Annotated in this window: 12 protein-coding genes and 1 riboswitch; of the genes, 4 read left to right on the top strand and 8 right to left on the bottom strand. The window is 44.7% G+C overall.

Annotation, left to right across the window (positions count from 1 at the left end; translation table 11 throughout):
* Positions 1–17 precede the first annotated feature (17 nt).
* The 6 genes from hslU to AAA943_RS09050 all read right to left on the bottom strand — a co-directional run bounded on the left by hslU (position 18) and on the right by AAA943_RS09050 (position 10,300).
* Positions 18–1,415 carry an ATP-dependent protease ATPase subunit HslU gene (gene hslU / locus AAA943_RS09075; RefSeq protein ID WP_338223911.1) on the bottom strand — a complete coding sequence of 466 codons (1,398 nt, stop codon included), beginning with the start codon at positions 1,413–1,415 and terminating at the stop codon, positions 18–20.
* A gap of 66 nt (positions 1,416–1,481) precedes the next feature.
* Positions 1,482–3,959, bottom strand: a complete 2,478-nt coding sequence (gene lon, locus AAA943_RS09070) for an endopeptidase La (protein ID WP_338223910.1) — start codon at positions 3,957–3,959, stop codon at positions 1,482–1,484.
* Between the two features lie 140 nt (positions 3,960–4,099).
* Positions 4,100–6,157: a Kelch repeat-containing protein gene (locus tag AAA943_RS09065; RefSeq protein ID WP_338223909.1), complete on the bottom strand. Its 2,058-nt coding sequence runs from the start codon at positions 6,155–6,157 to the stop codon at positions 4,100–4,102.
* A gap of 3 nt (positions 6,158–6,160) precedes the next feature.
* Complete coding sequence (locus AAA943_RS09060) at positions 6,161–7,417, bottom strand: hypothetical protein (RefSeq protein ID WP_338223908.1); 1,257 nt, start codon at positions 7,415–7,417, stop codon at positions 6,161–6,163.
* Positions 7,418–7,819: 402 nt separating this feature from the next.
* A complete protein-coding gene (rseP, locus tag AAA943_RS09055) occupies positions 7,820–9,133 on the bottom strand; it encodes an RIP metalloprotease RseP (RefSeq protein ID WP_338223907.1) in 1,314 nt (437 codons plus the stop codon).
* Positions 9,134–10,300, bottom strand: coding sequence for a 1-deoxy-D-xylulose-5-phosphate reductoisomerase (locus AAA943_RS09050; protein WP_338223906.1), 1,167 nt, complete (start codon positions 10,298–10,300; stop codon positions 9,134–9,136). It lies immediately after the preceding gene.
* Between the two features lie 220 nt (positions 10,301–10,520).
* On the opposite strand from AAA943_RS09050, the gene AAA943_RS09045 reads away from it, so the two are divergent.
* The 4 genes from AAA943_RS09045 to AAA943_RS09030 are packed head-to-tail and all read left to right on the top strand — an operon-like array spanning position 10,521 to position 13,061.
* Positions 10,521–11,960, top strand: a complete 1,440-nt coding sequence (locus AAA943_RS09045; protein WP_338223905.1) for a S1C family serine protease — start codon at positions 10,521–10,523, stop codon at positions 11,958–11,960.
* 35 nt (positions 11,961–11,995) lie between these two features.
* Positions 11,996–12,331 (top strand): nucleotidyltransferase family protein, encoded by a 336-nt coding sequence (locus AAA943_RS09040; protein ID WP_338223904.1) that lies wholly within the window; start codon positions 11,996–11,998, stop codon positions 12,329–12,331.
* The gene (locus AAA943_RS09035) at positions 12,300–12,626 is read left to right on the top strand and encodes a HepT-like ribonuclease domain-containing protein (RefSeq protein ID WP_338223903.1); all 327 of its coding nucleotides are present in this window, start codon (positions 12,300–12,302) and stop codon (positions 12,624–12,626) included. The genes AAA943_RS09040 and AAA943_RS09035 overlap by 32 nt, the downstream gene beginning before the upstream one ends.
* Before the next feature lie 18 nt (positions 12,627–12,644).
* Complete coding sequence (locus AAA943_RS09030; RefSeq protein WP_338223902.1) at positions 12,645–13,061, top strand: nucleotidyltransferase substrate binding protein; 417 nt, start codon at positions 12,645–12,647, stop codon at positions 13,059–13,061.
* Positions 13,062–13,203: 142 nt separating this feature from the next.
* On the opposite strand, the gene AAA943_RS09025 is transcribed toward AAA943_RS09030, so the two are convergent.
* Both AAA943_RS09025 and AAA943_RS09020 read right to left on the bottom strand, forming a co-directional pair.
* On the bottom strand, positions 13,204–14,256 hold the full coding sequence (locus AAA943_RS09025; protein WP_338223901.1) for a YncE family protein: 1,053 nt from the start codon (positions 14,254–14,256) through the stop codon (positions 13,204–13,206).
* Positions 14,253–16,226, bottom strand: coding sequence for a TonB-dependent receptor plug domain-containing protein (locus AAA943_RS09020; RefSeq protein WP_338223900.1), 1,974 nt, complete (start codon positions 16,224–16,226; stop codon positions 14,253–14,255). The genes AAA943_RS09025 and AAA943_RS09020 overlap by 4 nt, the downstream gene beginning before the upstream one ends.
* Positions 16,226–16,466, bottom strand: a riboswitch (cobalamin riboswitch). It overlaps the preceding gene by 1 nt.

Below are 16,466 nucleotides of genomic sequence, written 5' to 3'. Positions count from 1 at the left end.
GACTAAACCTGGAGTTTTTAAAGAATATACTGGGACAAGTCCCTGTTTTTCACCAGCGTGGTCAATCGCTCCTGCACCATATCCTTGGTAACCATGATTCTGGAATTGGGTTCTATAGTATCCGGTACCTCGAAAAGAAAATCATTCAGCAAATGGCTCATGACGGTATGCAACCTTCTGGCTCCGATATTTTCCACCTCTTGATTGATCAAAAAGGCCAATCGGGCAATCTCCTCGATAGCTTCATCATTGAACTCCAAAAAAACCTGTTCGGCCTCGAATAGTGCTTGATATTGCTTGGTCAAGGCGTTTTTGGGCTCTCTTAGTATTCTAGAAAAATCTTCCTGAGTCAGACTGTTGAGCTCCACACGAATCGGGAATCGACCTTGAAGTTCTGGAATCAAGTCCGATGGCTTGCTCACATGAAATGCCCCCGCAGCTATAAACAGGACGTGATCGGTATTGACCACTCCGTATTTGGTATTCACGGCAGAGCCTTCGACAATAGGCAACAAATCCCGCTGGACTCCCTCTCTACTGACGTCAGGACCTCCTCCGTTTTTACTGGACTTTGATGCTATTTTATCAATCTCGTCGATGAAAATAATCCCGTTGTTCTCAGCAAGTTTGATGGCTTCTTCCTTGACTTCATCAAAATCTACAAGCTTGGACGTTTCTTCTTCCAAAAGCACCTTTCTGGCTTCGGCAATGCTCAGTTTTCGTTTTTTGGTCTTTTTGGGCATCATCCCGGAGATCATATCCTGCAGTCCTGCCATGCTGGCATCGTCAATCATTCCGTTGCCGATCATACCGATTCCCACTGGAGCGCTGGCCTTGACGTTGATTTCAATCTTTCGGTCATCCAGTTCTCCGTTTCTGAGTTTTTCTCTGAACCGCTCTCGAGTTCGCTCATTGAGCTCCTCATCCGTGCTGGGTTCGGTATTGATCTCGGGCAAAACGGATACGTTGCGGGTGAACCCTGGACTTTTCACAGGGGGAATCAAAATGTCCAAAATAATTTCCTCCACTGCTTCTGCGGCTTTGATTTTTACTGCCTCGTTTTTAACCTCACGCACTAAGTGAACAGATTGCTCAACCAAGTCGCGAACCATGCTCTCCACATCTCTGCCGACATAGCCCACTTCTGTAAACTTGGAGGCTTCTACCTTGGTGAATGGTGCCTGAGCCACTTTGGCCAGTCTTCGGGCGATTTCAGTCTTACCTACCCCGGTGCTTCCAATCATCAGGATATTGTTTGGTACGATGTCCTTTTGAATTTCCGATTTCACCATCATCCTTCGGATTCTATTCCGGAGAGCAATGGCGACATTTCTTTTTGCGTCTTTTTGACCTATGATGTATTTATCCAACTCCCCGACTATCTGCCGGGGGGTGAGTGAATCAATTGAATTCATGCTAAAATGGTTAAGTTGAAAGGCTTGGTTAGCCTTATACACTAAATCTTTCCCAAAGGACTTCCGTTAATCCTTGGACTTATTTTCATCAGTGAAAGTAAACTTCATCGGCTTGTCCACTTTGGATTTGGTCAAGGCTACTTCCAAAACCTCCCCTACCCGATCCACAAAGTGGAAGGTAATTCCCTTTACGTACTGAGGATCGATTTCCTCGATATCCCTTTTGTTCTTTTTACAAAGGATAATTTCTTTGATTCCGGCTCTTTTGGCTGCCAGAATCTTTTCCTTGATCCCGCCTACCTGCATCACTTTTCCAATAAGGCTTATCTCTCCAGTCATAGCGACCTTCGCTTTCACCTTCCTTTGGGTGTAGACGGAGGCCATTGCAGTGAGCATGGTGATCCCTGCTGAAGGTCCGTCTTTGGGTACGGCACCAGCAGGCACATGGATATGCAGGTCGTATTGATCAAATACCCGATGGTCAATTCCCAAAGTTTCCGCCTTGGACTTGAGATAGGAAAGTGCCGTCATTGCAGATTCTTTCATGACCTCTCCCAGCTGCCCGGAAAGGGTCAATTTTCCTCTTCCTTTGCTCAAACTGGATTCGATGAAAAGAATCTCTCCTCCCACACTGGTCCAGGCAAGCCCGGTTACCACCCCCGCTTCACTATTGTCCTGATAGCTTTCTTTGTCGAAGATTTCGGATCCCAAAATCTTTCTTACTGCATCCGGGGTTATTTTATGGTCGTATTCCTCCTCCATGGCGATGGATTTGGCGATGTTTCGAACCACCTTGCCAATAGCCCTCTCCAGATTTCTGACTCCGGATTCGCGGGTGTAATCTTCAATAATTTTGGTAAGAGCTGCTTTTTCAAAAGCAATTTCTTTTGTCTTCAAGCCGTGCTCTTTTCTTTGCTTGGGAACCAGATGCCTCTTGGCTATCTCCAGCTTTTCTTCCATGGTATACCCTGTCACCTCAATGATCTCCATCCGGTCTCTCAAGGCAGGCTGTATGGTGTCCAAGGAATTGGCTGTAGCGATAAAGAGCACCTTGCTCAGGTCGTATTCTACCTCCAAATAATTGTCCAAAAAGGCGAAGTTCTGCTCCGGGTCCAAGACTTCCAGAAACGCAGAAGAGGGGTCTCCCCTGAAGTCAGAGGAAAGCTTATCAATCTCATCCAAAACATAAACCGGATTGGAGATTTTGACTTTCTTCATGTTTTGGATGATTTTGCCCGGCATGGCCCCGACGTAGGTCTTGCGATGGCCCCGAATCTCTGCCTCATCGTGAAGTCCTCCCAGGGACATGCGGATGTATTTTCGCCCCAAGGCTGCAGCAATGGATTTTCCTAAGGAGGTTTTTCCTACCCCGGGAGGTCCATACAAGCAGAGAATGGGTCCTTTCAAATCGTTTTTCAGCTTGAGTACAGCCAGATACTCAATAATTCTGTCTTTTACCTTGTCCAGCCCAAAATGATCTGCATCCAAAATTGCCCGGGCATGCTTCAGGTCAAAATTATCCTGTGTGAATTCATTCCATGGCAGCTCGACCATTGTCTCAGCATAATTGAGGGCGATGGGATACTCTGCAGCCGAAGGATTGATTCGCAGGATTTTATCCAACTCTTTCTCGAAGTGCTTTTTCACCTCAACGGGCCAGTTTTTTTGAGCTCCTCTGGCTCTCAGGTCTTCTACCTCTTTCTCCGGCCCTTCTTCTCCCAATTCGGTCTGAAGCACCTTCATCTGCTGACGCAAAAAATAATCCCGTTGCTGCTGATCAATATCGGTATGAACTTTTTTCTGGATTTCGGACTTCAATTCCAGCATTTGGATATCCTTCATCATGAATTCCAAAAGCAGGGTGGCCCGCTCGACCCCATCATTGATCTCCAACAGACGTTGCTTGGCCTCAACGGGAGCATTGATATTGGAGGAAAGAAAATGAGTCAGAAAAGGGGTATTGTCAATATTATCCAAGGCTACCTGAGCTTCTCTGGGAATCTCCGGATTCAGATGCAGAATCTTGGTCGCTGCTTCTTTCAGCGATTCTTCCAAAGCTCTGATTTTTTTTGAATTTTTCGGGAAGTTCTCCTCCAAATAATCCACCTTGGCCACAAAATACGGGTCGTCGGAAAGAGTCTCCTTGATTTGAAACCGCTTTTTACCCTGGATGATAATTGTGGTATTTCCATCGGGAAGGACAATCATCTTGATGATTTTTGCCAATGTCCCCACATGGTAAATGTCCTCCCAGGAGGGATCGTCATTGTTGGGGTTGATTTGGGCACAGACGCCGATCAACTTATTTCCTTTGTGGGCTTTCTTGACCAGTCGGATGGACCTTTGCCGACCCACAGTGATAGGAATGACCACTCCGGGGAACAGCACGGTGTTGCGCACAGAAAGTATGGGGATTTCCTCAACGAAGGTTTCGCTGCCCGGATCCTGCTCTTCTTCATCGGTAATCAGTTGAATCAGATCTCCTTCGGCGGCAAAATCACCATTCATCAGGTTTTGGAAAATATTCGTTTCGTATTGGCTCATAAAGACAGGATGACAGACAAGCTGTCGGTGTATAGCTAAAATAAGAGAAGAACCCTCAAATAACGAAGGTTCTTCCATAAGGTTCAAGGTCAATGCCAAAAGAGAAGCGGGTCAAAATGGCAGGTCATCCCTAGTTCATTTTAATAGAAATAGTTCGGATCAAACTCCACAATGCCTCCAAATCCAAAATAATAAAATTTGTCCCCCACCTGGAATCCTCCATATTGTGGGGCATACCCATAGCGTTCATTCCAAAAGGATGGAGTTTCAATTTGCCAGGTATCCATGTTTACCACAGTCCAGAAATGCTCCGATTTGAAATAGACCTGATTGCCAATTCTCACTGACTGATTAGCCCAAGAGCCAAAGGTCTGGTTTTCGAAGAATCGGATCAGTTCCCACTCCCATTTGGTTTTATTGAACTGAAAAATCCCGGTTCCATACCTGGTCGTCTGATCAAACGCGACGTAAGAAGCTGAGTAAATCTCGTTGTTCCTTTCAAAGGAAGTGTAAAAGTTAAATACCCCGTCGTGTTGACTTAAGCTTGGTAGCTTTTTCCACTGATTTGTTTTCAGATCAAATAGATAGCGCTGAATGTCACCGTCATAGCCCGTATTAATCTCTATTCTATCACCTTGGTAATAGAGTTGGCCCTGATTATAGACGATGGATTGAAAGGAATTATCCTCGCTGGGAATGGAAGGAAGTTTTCTGACTTGTTTGGTTGCTGGATCAAAGGAGTAGAAAAGCTTTTCACTGGAAGTCTCCTCAGTAGCTTGGGTGGCAAAGTAAACTTTCCCCTCTGCTGCTATGGCAAACATTCTTGATGGATTTCTGGAAGAAATTGGGAGCTGGGCTACCAATTTCATAGAGGAAACACTTGGATCTATTTCAAAAATTCCTGCCGATGAAATCCAATACCCTTTGTTGCCCAAGGAGACGGTCCTTCCCTCATGTCCGTAAAAAAAATCCTCAAAAAGAATAATTGGAATCCCAGGAGCTGTCCAGGTAATGGAAAATGCATTTTCACTTCTTTTTCCTCCGTTGGATAGATAGAGTAGCGTCTCCCGCTTACCTGGATTTTCTCCATTGAATTCAAAGGAAATCTCCATTTCATTAGATTTCAAGGAATTCACTTGATACCTAAATATTCCCGGAGAAAACTCAAGGCTGTTAAAATCAATAGAAAAAGGATTGAAATTCTCACCCTTTAGCGTAAAAGAACCCGAGAAACCGTTGAATGTAGTTTTTTGATCAGGATAAATGACCGTTTCTTTCAAAGCCAAGAGGTTGTTTATCAGGTAAGAATTCCCCCTGATGATCAGTTCGAGGGAAGGATTCAGCTCTGTAAATAGTGCATTTAATCCCACTTTGATTTCCTGATCGCCATTACCCTTGACATCCAAGAGATAGGTATCTCCCTTCTGATTCTTATACTTCACCTGAACAGAATTATCCTGAAGGTACTTTCCCTTGATCACCAGGTCTTCGGTATAGCCCAAGCTAGCACCTTGCTCAAGAAGAATTTCCGGCGCTTTGAAGGAGAATATTTGCTGGACTTTCAAGACTTTTCCGGCTACACTGAGTTCCACCTCAAGGGTTTGAGCCAATCCTTCACCGGACGGGAAGGTCAGACCTCTTGGAATGATCACCTCGAAAAATTGATCCTCCACCCTTCCGATCGGGGCAATGACCTCTTGGATTTTGGCAGCGTACTTGTTTTCTACTTTGGATAGATTTCTTGCAAAAACTCTCAGCGTATCACCAAAATAGACTTCATTGGGTACTTCGATCCGCTCAAAAATAAATCCTTCGGATCCCTGACTGGTAAAACTGTAGGGTTTCGAATACACGGTCCCTTCGCTCGTTCGGAGAAAAGCAGATACATAGATCGTCTCCCCAACTCGCATGGAATGGGTGGCCTTTAGCTTAAACTCCTTTTGCGGCTTACCCGCTTCACTGACCCGGTCCGAATTGCTTAAAGTAAGGTTAATCGTATTTCCATAGACGAATCCGTATTCCAAAATATCATCTGATCCATAATCCAAAATACTCGCCGAAAACTCCGCTCCCGTGGCATCCACTAATTGAACGAGCGCCACTGTGAATCTCGGGTTGGTCCTTGGTGCTACTTCTTCTTCAGAGCAGGCGATTCCCAGCAGGGAAATAAACAGAAAAGTAAAAATTCTTGATTTCATGACTTAAAATTCGATTCCAAACTGAACGGATAATCTTTGACGGGCATATTCTGAACTTCGGTTGATCAGGCTGAATTGATAATACCCCCCTTGAGAAGTCCATTCCAACTCAGCAAAAAATCGACTTTTGCCCTTCATCTGAAAATTAGATCCCAACTTGAGACCAGGGATAAATTTGGGATTTAGTGGATTAGTAATCGACTCCTCCGAAATTCTGATTTCATTTCTCGAAAGCAATTCTTCATCCACGATTCCTCCACTCGTGGTTACCTTCCCCAACCACAAGCCGGCAGACAAACCAGCATAAATTTCCACTTGACTTTGTTTTAGAATACTGTATTGAAAAGACCAAGGAATATAGACTGCCGTTTCCTTCAGCTGTTCTGATCCGGTCACAAGGACCGTGTTGTTAAAATAACTCGAAGCTAATTCGGTCTCAAAAAAAGAAAAGGCCACCCGAAGTTCTGTACTAAATCGGGGCAACACTCTCAGCTCGTGAAATCGGACTCCAACAAAACCGAAATAGCCCAGATGAGCGCCTAGCTGATTGGCCTGATCAATATAATTCTCTTCAGGACTAATGGAAAAGTAGGAAAAGCCACCCCCAAAAATTGGAGAAACCTGAACCAGAGGAATTTTACTCAAATGAAACTCAAAGCTTTGATTGCTGCATTGGAGGTATTCCTGAACTATTCGAACAAAGGATTGGTCTCCAAATGGGAGTTTGTCAATCTCAGAGTAGCGAACCACTCCACATTCTCCAGTTAGGAATTGTTTCAAAGTGGCAATATAGGGTTTGGCAAACCGTTTTACCGACCGATCGTTGATTATCACATCTTCGTACTTGGCTTTCAGCTCCTCAAACCGGGATCCATTATCAAGAAAATACCTTCCCCGGTACTTACTGAGTTCAATGGTCCCTGAAACCATCACCTGAAGAAATACCAACTCTCCACCTTCCGGCAAAACTCGGGAATAGAATAATTGTCCGTTATCCAATCCAAAACCCTCCAATTCTCCAGGCGTGTAAGTCACTTGTTTTCCGTCCTTCTCAAAAATCACCTCCGCGTAATTGGTCAAATTATAGCTTCTGACCACTCTTCCAAAGACCTTCTCGCCTGAGACTAAAATAACAAAATCGGATTCTTGGGTACTACCAATAGAAATGTTGGACCAATGCTCTCCAGAGAAATTCTTCGTCTGTCCATGGGCTGTAAAAAAAGCCAAGCAGAAGAGCCCCAGTGCTAAAAACCTAATCATATTGCTGAATTTTGGTCCGATTTACAAAAGAAAAAGCTTGCATCAAACTAATTTTAAAAAAATTAGTTACCCTTTAGGAAAATCATCCCCCCCCCTTTTTTAATTAAAATTCACCTTTGGGATTAAATTCTTTTTCCAGTAAAAAAAAAGCCCGGATAAACCGGGCTCTTCCCATTATTGGGTATTGATTTCTGAGGGAAATGCTATGAATTTTATTATTTATAAATTTGGATATACGGAATTTTGCAATTAGCCTATTTAGAAGCACAAATGAACTATTAATTGTCAACTCTAGCTCTTCTTCTGTCTTCCGTCTTCGGTCTTCCAGCCCCAAATCAGGAGAATATTTGTCTACTGGCAGAATAGCGTATAATCAGATTTGCAAATCAGCATTTCTTGACTTTAGCTGAACAGCTTCAAAATATCATTGCCTATCGCAAATACCATCAGGGCAAGCAAGATCACCATGCCGACTTTCTGTGCATTCTCCAAAAACTTATCCGAAGGTGCTCTTCCGGATACCATTTCATAAAGCAAAAACATAACATGTCCCCCATCCAATGCCGGAATTGGCAATAAGTTCATGAAGGCCAGAATCATGGAGATCAAACCCGTAATACTCCAGAATTTAACCCAATCCCACCGATTACCATAAATTTTGGCCATTCCGATAGGACCACTGACATTCTTTGCCGATACCTCCCCGGTAAACATTTTGCCCAAAGCCTTGGCATTGACAATCACCACACCAAAAGCCCGGGAAGTCCCTTTGGAAAGAGCCTCTCCTATGCCATATTCCCTTCGGACAGGTTCGATAAGCGGGTTAGCTGCAATGCCTATGGTCCCTTCGGCAGATACAGGCACCATCAGGGTATCCATACTTCCCGAAGAGGAAATTACCAATTCGGCTTCCTTATTTTTTACCTCAGCCAAAGCCGACTGAAGCTGGTCAAAGTAATTGATTTCCTGACCATTGACTGATACAATCTTATCTCCTGCATCGATTCCTGCTGCCTTGGCAGCTCCATCCGGAGATACTTCCAACACATCAAACGGAAACCGGACAGACACAAACTTGCTGAAGGCTTCTTCTGAATTGAAGGTATTGATGAATCCTCTTGGTATTTCAACTTTAAGTTTTTCGCCGTTTCGATCAACTGTGTAATATCCATTTTCGCTAAGCAAAGCAGATCCACTTGTCAATTCGGTGATACTTTGGTAAGGAACACCATTGATATCCAAAACTTTGTCTCCAGTCTGGAAACCGATCGCTTCTCCGTATTCATAGGCGACGATGCCATTTTGGATTACCTGATCTCTTGAAAAGTAGGTCTCACCATTTTTGTAAACCAAAACCACAAAAATGACAATTCCTGTAATCACATTGACGATAATCCCTCCCAACATCACGATCAATCGCTGCCAAGCTGGCTTGGATCGGAATTCCCAAGGTTGTGGCTCTGAGGCCATTTGGGCGGTATCCATCGACTCGTCCACCATTCCGGAGATTTTCACAAAACCTCCCAAAGGAATTGCTCCGATGGAATATTCCGTTTCTCCCCATTGGAATCCAGCGATTTTCGGAGGAAATCCGATGGAGAATTTTTCCACTCTCATGCCAAACATCTTGGCGGTAAGCAAGTGACCCAGCTCATGAAGGCCCACTAGGATCGACAATCCCAGGAGTAGCTGTCCCACCATAATTAAAGTTTCCATTTATACTTTTGACTTAATTAAATTTTCTGTAATCATTCTTGCCTCCGCGTCGCTTGCCACATAATCTTCCAGACTGGGATGAGCTACGAAAGAGGCCTTTGTTAAAGTTTCCTCGATCAAATCAGACATTTCCAAAAATCCAACTTCCCGATTAAGGAAAGCGGCCACAGCAATTTCATTGGCCGCATTGAGAACACAGGGAGCGTTTCCACCCTTGGCCAAAGCGTCAAAGGCCAGCTGAAGGTTCCGGAAAGTTTTCATATCCGGCTGCTCGAAGGTCAATTGGGGATATTTGGTAAAGTCAAATCGCTCAAAGTCACTCTTGAGTCGATGAGGATAGCTCAAGGCAAACTGAATGGGGATACGCATATCCGGCAGTCCAAGTTGTGCTTTGATCGACCCATCTTCAAACTGAACCAGCGAGTGGATGATGCTCTGAGGATGGACCACAACTTCGATTTGCTCCGTTTTCAGGCCAAAGAGCCATTTGGCTTCGATTACTTCCAGGCCCTTATTCATCAAAGAAGCAGAATCAATCGTGATTTTAGCTCCCATATCCCAATTAGGATGCTTGAGCGCTTGCTCTCGGGTGACGGTTTCCAAAAAGGCTCTGTCTTTTCCACGGAAAGGGCCTCCCGATGCAGTAAGAATGATTTTCTCAATGGGATTGTGAAATTCCCCAACCAAACACTGGAATATGGCGGAATGCTCCGAATCCACGGGATAGATATTGACCCCGTTTTCTTTGGCTAAAGCGGTGATAATTTCTCCCGCTACGACCAGGGTTTCTTTATTGGCTAGCGCAATCTGCTTACCTGCTTTGATCGCATGTACCGTAGGAATCAAACCTGAATAACCCACCAAAGCAGTTAATACCACATCGATAGTATCCATCTCCACGACTTGAGCAATCGCCTTTTGCCCGGCAAATACCTTAATATCGTGTGAAATCAGCGCCTCCTTTACTTTTGGATAGTTGGCCTCATTGCCGATCACCACGGCATTGGGCTTAAACTCCAAGGCCTGAGCAATCAAAAGATCACAATTGTTTTGAGCAGTAAGGACCTCCACTTCAAAATCTTCAGGATGTTGTCTGATCACATCCAGGGTTTGGGTACCTATACTTCCTGTACTGCCAAGAATGGCTATTCGTTTGGGTTGGGTCATTCAGAAAGACTTTGGGATCAAACAAAAACCTTCCGAATGCCGGAAGGTTCGATCCAAGACTGACAAAATTACCAAATGCAGGGAGTTTTCCTTGTACACTTCGTCACATTTTGCCGATTGGGACAATTTTTGATCCTTTTAGGGCAGATTTAGGTCTTAAAAAATGTGAATGGAAAGTCCATTACCCAACCAAAATTCTGTGAATAAGTAAATGAATACCATGAACAACGCATTGAAATCATTTGCCATTCCTTTTGTCTCAGGCATCGCCGGGGCGGCACTTTGGATCGCAATTCAGACTCCGGAAAAGCAGGATTTAAGCCCCTCTTTTTCTCAATTCTATGAAATACCCACCCAAACGGCAAGTCAAACGGTCTCGTCCTCACTTCGGACTGACCCACCGATTTCCTTTATTGAAGCTTCACAAAACAGTACTGAATCAGTTGTTTTTATCAAAAACTTCAGCGGGACAGACTATCGAAGATACAGCATGTTTGACTATTTCTTTGGAACAGGGCCTACCCAGCAAGTCAGTACCGGCTCAGGGGTGATTATCTCCAAAGACGGCTATATCATCACCAACAATCACGTGATCGACCGGGCAGAAACCATCGAGGTGGTTCACCAAAAACGAACCTACAAAGCCAAACTGGTCGGAACAGATAAAAACACAGATATCGCGGTACTGAAAATCGAAGCCGAAAACCTTCCCGAAATCAAGCGGGGCTCCAGTCGCAATCTTCAAATCGGAGAATGGGTACTGGCAGTAGGAAACCCTTTCAACCTGACCTCGACCGTGACCGCAGGAATTGTATCAGCGAAAGAGCGTCAAATCAATATTCTTGGAGGTGACTTTCCTCTGGAAAGTTTCATCCAAACCGACGCCCCAATCAACCCAGGAAACTCCGGGGGTGCACTCGTGAATGTCAACGGAGAATTGGTCGGAATAAATACTGCGATTCTTTCCCGCACCGGGTCTTACACCGGCTATGGTTTTGCTGTGCCGGTAGATGTGGCCTTAAAAGTGGCCAATGACATGATCAAATACGGAGAGGTACAAAAAGCCATTCCAGGCGTAGATGTGGTAGAAATCACACCTGAACTCGCCGAGGAGATGAAGTTGAAAAGCCTGGACGGAGTGATCGTCACTCATACCCTCAGAAACGGGGCAGCGGAAGTGGCCGGATTGCAAAAAAATGATGTAATCACCCGAATCGGAGACTGGAAAATTATGGGGAAAGGAAGTTTTGAAGAGGCACTATCCTATTATTATCCCGGAGATCAGCTCAACTTGGAATATACCCGGGATGGGTTGTCCAGAAACGCCTCTTTGACCCTTCAAAACCTGGAAGGAGGCACAGGCATCATAAAGCGGGAATATTACTCTTCTGCACTGATCGGGGCAAGATTGGAGGCTGTGAATACCATCGAAAAAGACCGTCTCAAAATCCCTTATGGCGTCAAAATCAGTTCCCTGACCCGTGGCTATCTTCGGGATTTGGGATTCCGGGACGGATTTGTCATCACCCATGTCAATGAAATGCCTGCCAAAGATCCCAAGACCTTGGGTGAATATTTGGAAAAATTCAGCGGAAGACTCAAACTGGAAGGCGTAGCCCCAAATGGTCAGCCTTTCATGCAGAGTTATAATGTGAGGTAATGAGGACTTTAAACCAATAAAGAGTATCTTCAACTATGGAATCGATCGCTTTAAATCTCGACGAGCTGGCAAAACTCAAGAAAATATTATCCGAAAACGGAGTTTCGAAAGCATTCCTTTTTGGATCTGTAGTCACGAAAAACTTTGATCCCGACAAAAGCGATTTGGATATCTTAGTTGACTTGGAAGAAAAAGACCCTTTAAAACAAGGGGAAAAATTACTCTCTATTTGGGATGAAATTGAATTCGCCTTAGGTCGAAGGGTGGATTTGGTCACTCTTCAGTCACTAAAAAATCCAATCCTAAAAAAAGTGATTCTTAATTCCAAAGTCCTTTGCTATGACCGAGAAGGAGAAAAAATGGATGCTTGACTTAATCAATGCTATTGGAAACATTGAAAATTTCATGGGAAAAAGCTCATTTGAGGATTATTTGAAGGATTTCAAAACCCAATCGGCAGTAGAAAGGCAACTAGGAATAATTGGAGAAGTCCTTTCAAAACCTAGAAATTCTGAATCGAAACTGATACTCAGTGAAAGCGAAAAAATAATCGGACTTAGAAACCGAATAATCCATGCGTATGATGGGATAGATCAGTCAATTATCTGGAAGATCATTAAAAGCCATCTACCTTCTCTTAAAATGGAGGTTCAAAAATTTATCTAGTTAACACTTTGCAACCTGATGAAAACCCTACCCCAATCCTGCGAACAATGCCTCGAGCAGTTTTCCATTGCCTTGGAGGATTTGAAAATACATGTCGACCGAGCCAAAAAAATCGAATTGAATGAATCCCAATCCAGGGAATTGATCATTGAGTTTGAAGTAGCTCATGAGTTGGCTTTGAAAGTGATCTCAAAATTTTTCCAGAAAATGGGAAAAGGTCCGTTTTCCGGATCGAGAGATGCCACAGCTGAGGCTTTTCACGCCGAACTCATCGATGACGGAAAGGCTTGGCTGGACATGGTCATCGACCGGATCAAATACAATCCTGTCTATGCCCTGGATAGTCAAAAGGACTTCTTGGAAAGAATCAAAAACAAGTACATCCACCTCTTCGAAAAGTTTGAAGAAACCATGGGCAAAAAGCTGGAAGAATAAAAAAAGTGGCTGTCTCATAAATCGTCTAGTAGTCAGCCTTAGCGGAGTCGAAGGCCATTTCCAGCTTTCTGGACGACATCTCGACTTCGCTCAATGTGACAAACTTTACTTTAGAGACAGCCTCTTTTGGTTTTTGAGGATCTTATCTTGCCAAAATCCCCGACGGTCCTCTTCCCACTTCCATGGTTTTTACGACTGAACCGTCCTTTGAATAAATGGTCACCTCACCATTTCCTTGGAAGCCTTTGGAATTGGCCACGTAGATTTCTTCCCGATCTTGATCATAGCCGATTCCATAAAATCCTGTTCCCGTTTTCCAGCTTGGAATCAAAGTCGTATCAAAAATCGAAGTAACGGCAATTCCATCATTGTAATCCGGCCATCCCGTGCTGGTTAAAATGTATATCCGGTCATCCTCTCCCAATGCAATCCGACTGGTAGCATTCGCAATGGGTAACTGGAGAAAGTTTTTTTTCGTTAGATTATCGAGGTGAAAAGACTGGAAATACACATTTTCGGCATCATAGGAATACACCCACAAGTCATCCCGTTGCTCAAAAAACTGAACGGGAGTTCCAGACACTTCAATCGTTTTGGTTATCGTTTCGGTATCCGCATCGATGATTTCGATTTTGCTCTCCTCCGAACTTGCCACAAAAACGTACTTCCCAAAAGCAAACAAATCCTCCGGCTTGCTAGAAACCTCGATTTTCTTTTTCACCGGACCTCCATCCAAACCGGAAACCACCGCCACATAGGAATCAGGAGTATTGAAACTGGCGTCATAAGGTCCATAATCTGAGATAAAAAGCTTTCCCCGGGCTGTAGCCAAAGATCTTGGCTGATCCAAATCTCCAATCACAGATCCGGAGGATTTGAAATCTCCAGGATTGACGATCTCCACCTTTCCGGTATTGGCTACCAAATACAGGCGATCTTCTTCCAAGACCATATCCTCCAGCAAACCCGCAAAAGGCCGGTTATTTTCTGCTTCAAAAATGTTTGGAGTCAGGGTCCCTGATGAAGGATCAAAGTGAAACACCTCCCCGTCATTGGCTCCAAAAGCACCTTCATTCATGAAGAGAATTCCAGTATCATACTTCCCAAGAGGACGCTCCTCGGTACCATTCTCACAAGAAAAAAGAAAGGTAATCAGGACCAAGGCCCATAGTTGGTTTTTAAATAAATACTTCATAGTAAAAGAGTTAGGTTAAGTTGATATGATCGACCGGGCATGGCCCGGAGGTAAAGCACTTGATAGTCCCGATCCAGCAGGTTGAGCACCTGAAAGCTGATCGGGATTTGGAATTTTTTAAAGTTGAGCTGGGAAAAAGAAAGCCCCGCATTCCAGAGTTGGTAGCCATCCAAGACTCGGGCATTGCCTGTCCCTATAGATCGTGAACCAACATAAAAAGTGGAGAGATTGATGGAAAATCCGCTTCGCTGCGCCTCTAAGCTCCAGTTGGCCTGATGCTCGGGTGTGTAGGGAAGTTGCTGGGGATTTTGAGCATCAGAGGTGAGATCCAGGGCTTTAGAAAAGGCATAACTTCCTCTGGCTTCCCAGTTCCATCGACCGGATTTCCAGGCTAATTTCCCTTGATACTCCAAGCCCTGATTTTGTACTTCCCGAATATTCTGCGGACTCCAAATATTCCCTTGAGGCAGCCAGATAATCCAATTATCCACCTGCATTCGATAGTAAGTCAGACTTTGCTCCAATGAAAAATCCCCTTTTTTGATCCAGTTTAAGCCCATTTCTCCATTCAAACTTTTCTCGGGTAGCAGGTCGGGGTTTCCTCCCGGATTCCAAAAGCGGTCATTCAGCGTGGGCACCTTAAATCCTTTTCCCGCGGAAGCTTTGAGCAAAAATTGATGTTCTCCTTTTCCCCAAATCAAAAAATCCATCCCCAATCCCGGAAGAAAAGGTTCAATCTGATCCTGGTAGGCCAACTGACGAAAATTCGCAGAAAGTGAAAGTCGATCACTTGCCTCCCACTTGGCACTTTGATACAACTCGAGTCGCTGGTCGGTGGCCGAATAGGTACTCAGATCACCTTTGGCAAAAGTCCCTCTTAGGCCGAGTTTAAAAGTCCAGTTTTCAATTTTTTGGATATCCCAGTCGGTAGCCAATAGGAATTGACGAGTACGGTTTTCGCTTCCGTTGAAAGTGAGTTGGTCTGCCACCCAACCTGCTTTGACATTCCAAATCGACCCTTCCCCAAAACGGAAATAGTCCAGCACGGCTCGCCAACTTTGATCTTGTTGGGTGTCCTGAGTGGCCGAACCCATCACCGGCTGAATCTGTCGATCCGCGCGATTCCACCAAAAGGAGGCTTTCAGCTGACTTTTTTCTGAAAGATTCCAAGCCAAATCCTGCACCCATCCGACTTGTCCGGTTTGGGCATTTTCAGCTCGGATTTCCGGAGTTCCGGGCCTGGAAAGGTCTCGGAAAGGAAAATCATTGACTGCAAACTGTCGGTAAATCTTGGTTTGAGAGCTAAAGTTTTTTCCAGAAAACCCAGCAGAAATCGCAGAATTCCTTAAACCAAAACTTCCAAATGTCTGACTCAATCGCCCTTTGAAGCCTTGACCAAAACGAGCCTTGGTGCCTAAATGTACACTTCCTCCGATGGCCTCATTGCCAAAAAGCGCCCCCGAACTTCCAAAATGAACTTCTGCCTGATCGATGGCCTGGACCGGCAAAAGACTAAGGTCACTTTGACCTAGAGATATGCTATTGATGGGGAGGCCATTCCAAAAAACGGCGGTATGCCCGGCCGAAGTCCCGCGGAAAGATGGGGAAGCAAGCATACCGGCGCCGTATTGACGCACGAAAACAGGAGACTTTTCCTGAAGTAAATCACCAAGAGATCGTGCTGCATAGGCCTCCAAGTCCCTTTTCTCAAAGGAAATCACTTTTTGCCCCTGGGCAAACCGATCCAAGGCAGGCGCATACACCTCCACCTCAGCCAAAGCCACCGTGTCCTGTGAGGCAGACACGCCAAACAGCGAAAACACCCAAAACACCAAGGTCATATCCGATCGAATAGGTTTAGTCCAATCGATTCGGCCTTGAGAGAAATTAAGAAAGAAATGAAAGGTTTCACTACCGACTAAGTCGGCTGAGAAATCGACACGTCTTCTTCGCTTTTCCTCCGAAAGCACAGAATCAGCTGATCTAGGCAGGTCTCCTGGCTCGTCTGACTTTTGCCGGCCTTCTCTCCCGTCCCAATAGCTATCGGGAGCGGAAAATGGCTAAGTGGTGCAAAAGTACTTCCCCATGTTGCGATGGGGCAGACTTACAGTTGCGGGGACAGCTCCGGTTTTGCACCGGATTCCCTTTTAATCCCAAGCTCCAACCCAAAATCAAGAGTTGGTTTGAGAACCAAAATCAATTCAAAGTAA

Origin of the sequence: Algoriphagus confluentis, assembly GCF_036245625.1 — a bacterium.
Classification (GTDB): Bacteria; Bacteroidota; Bacteroidia; order Cytophagales; family Cyclobacteriaceae; genus Algoriphagus; species Algoriphagus confluentis.
Note: the sequence above shows the minus strand (reverse complement) of the source record. Positions and strands in the feature narration are given on the sequence as shown.

Coding starts and splice junctions, on each gene's coding strand:
- hslU (WP_338223911.1), bottom strand. CDS start 1,415: ATGAATTCAATTGATTCACTCACCCCCCGGCAGATAGTCGGGGAGTTG.
- lon (WP_338223910.1), bottom strand. CDS start 3,959: ATGAGCCAATACGAAACGAATATTTTCCAAAACCTGATGAATGGTGAT.
- AAA943_RS09065 (WP_338223909.1), bottom strand. CDS start 6,157: ATGAAATCAAGAATTTTTACTTTTCTGTTTATTTCCCTGCTGGGAATC.
- AAA943_RS09060 (WP_338223908.1), bottom strand. CDS start 7,417: ATGATTAGGTTTTTAGCACTGGGGCTCTTCTGCTTGGCTTTTTTTACA.
- rseP (WP_338223907.1), bottom strand. CDS start 9,133: ATGGAAACTTTAATTATGGTGGGACAGCTACTCCTGGGATTGTCGATC.
- AAA943_RS09050 (WP_338223906.1), bottom strand. CDS start 10,300: ATGACCCAACCCAAACGAATAGCCATTCTTGGCAGTACAGGAAGTATA.
- AAA943_RS09045 (WP_338223905.1), top strand. CDS start 10,521: ATGAACAACGCATTGAAATCATTTGCCATTCCTTTTGTCTCAGGCATC.
- AAA943_RS09040 (WP_338223904.1), top strand. CDS start 11,996: ATGGAATCGATCGCTTTAAATCTCGACGAGCTGGCAAAACTCAAGAAA.
- AAA943_RS09035 (WP_338223903.1), top strand. CDS start 12,300: ATGACCGAGAAGGAGAAAAAATGGATGCTTGACTTAATCAATGCTATT.
- AAA943_RS09030 (WP_338223902.1), top strand. CDS start 12,645: ATGAAAACCCTACCCCAATCCTGCGAACAATGCCTCGAGCAGTTTTCC.
- AAA943_RS09025 (WP_338223901.1), bottom strand. CDS start 14,256: ATGAAGTATTTATTTAAAAACCAACTATGGGCCTTGGTCCTGATTACC.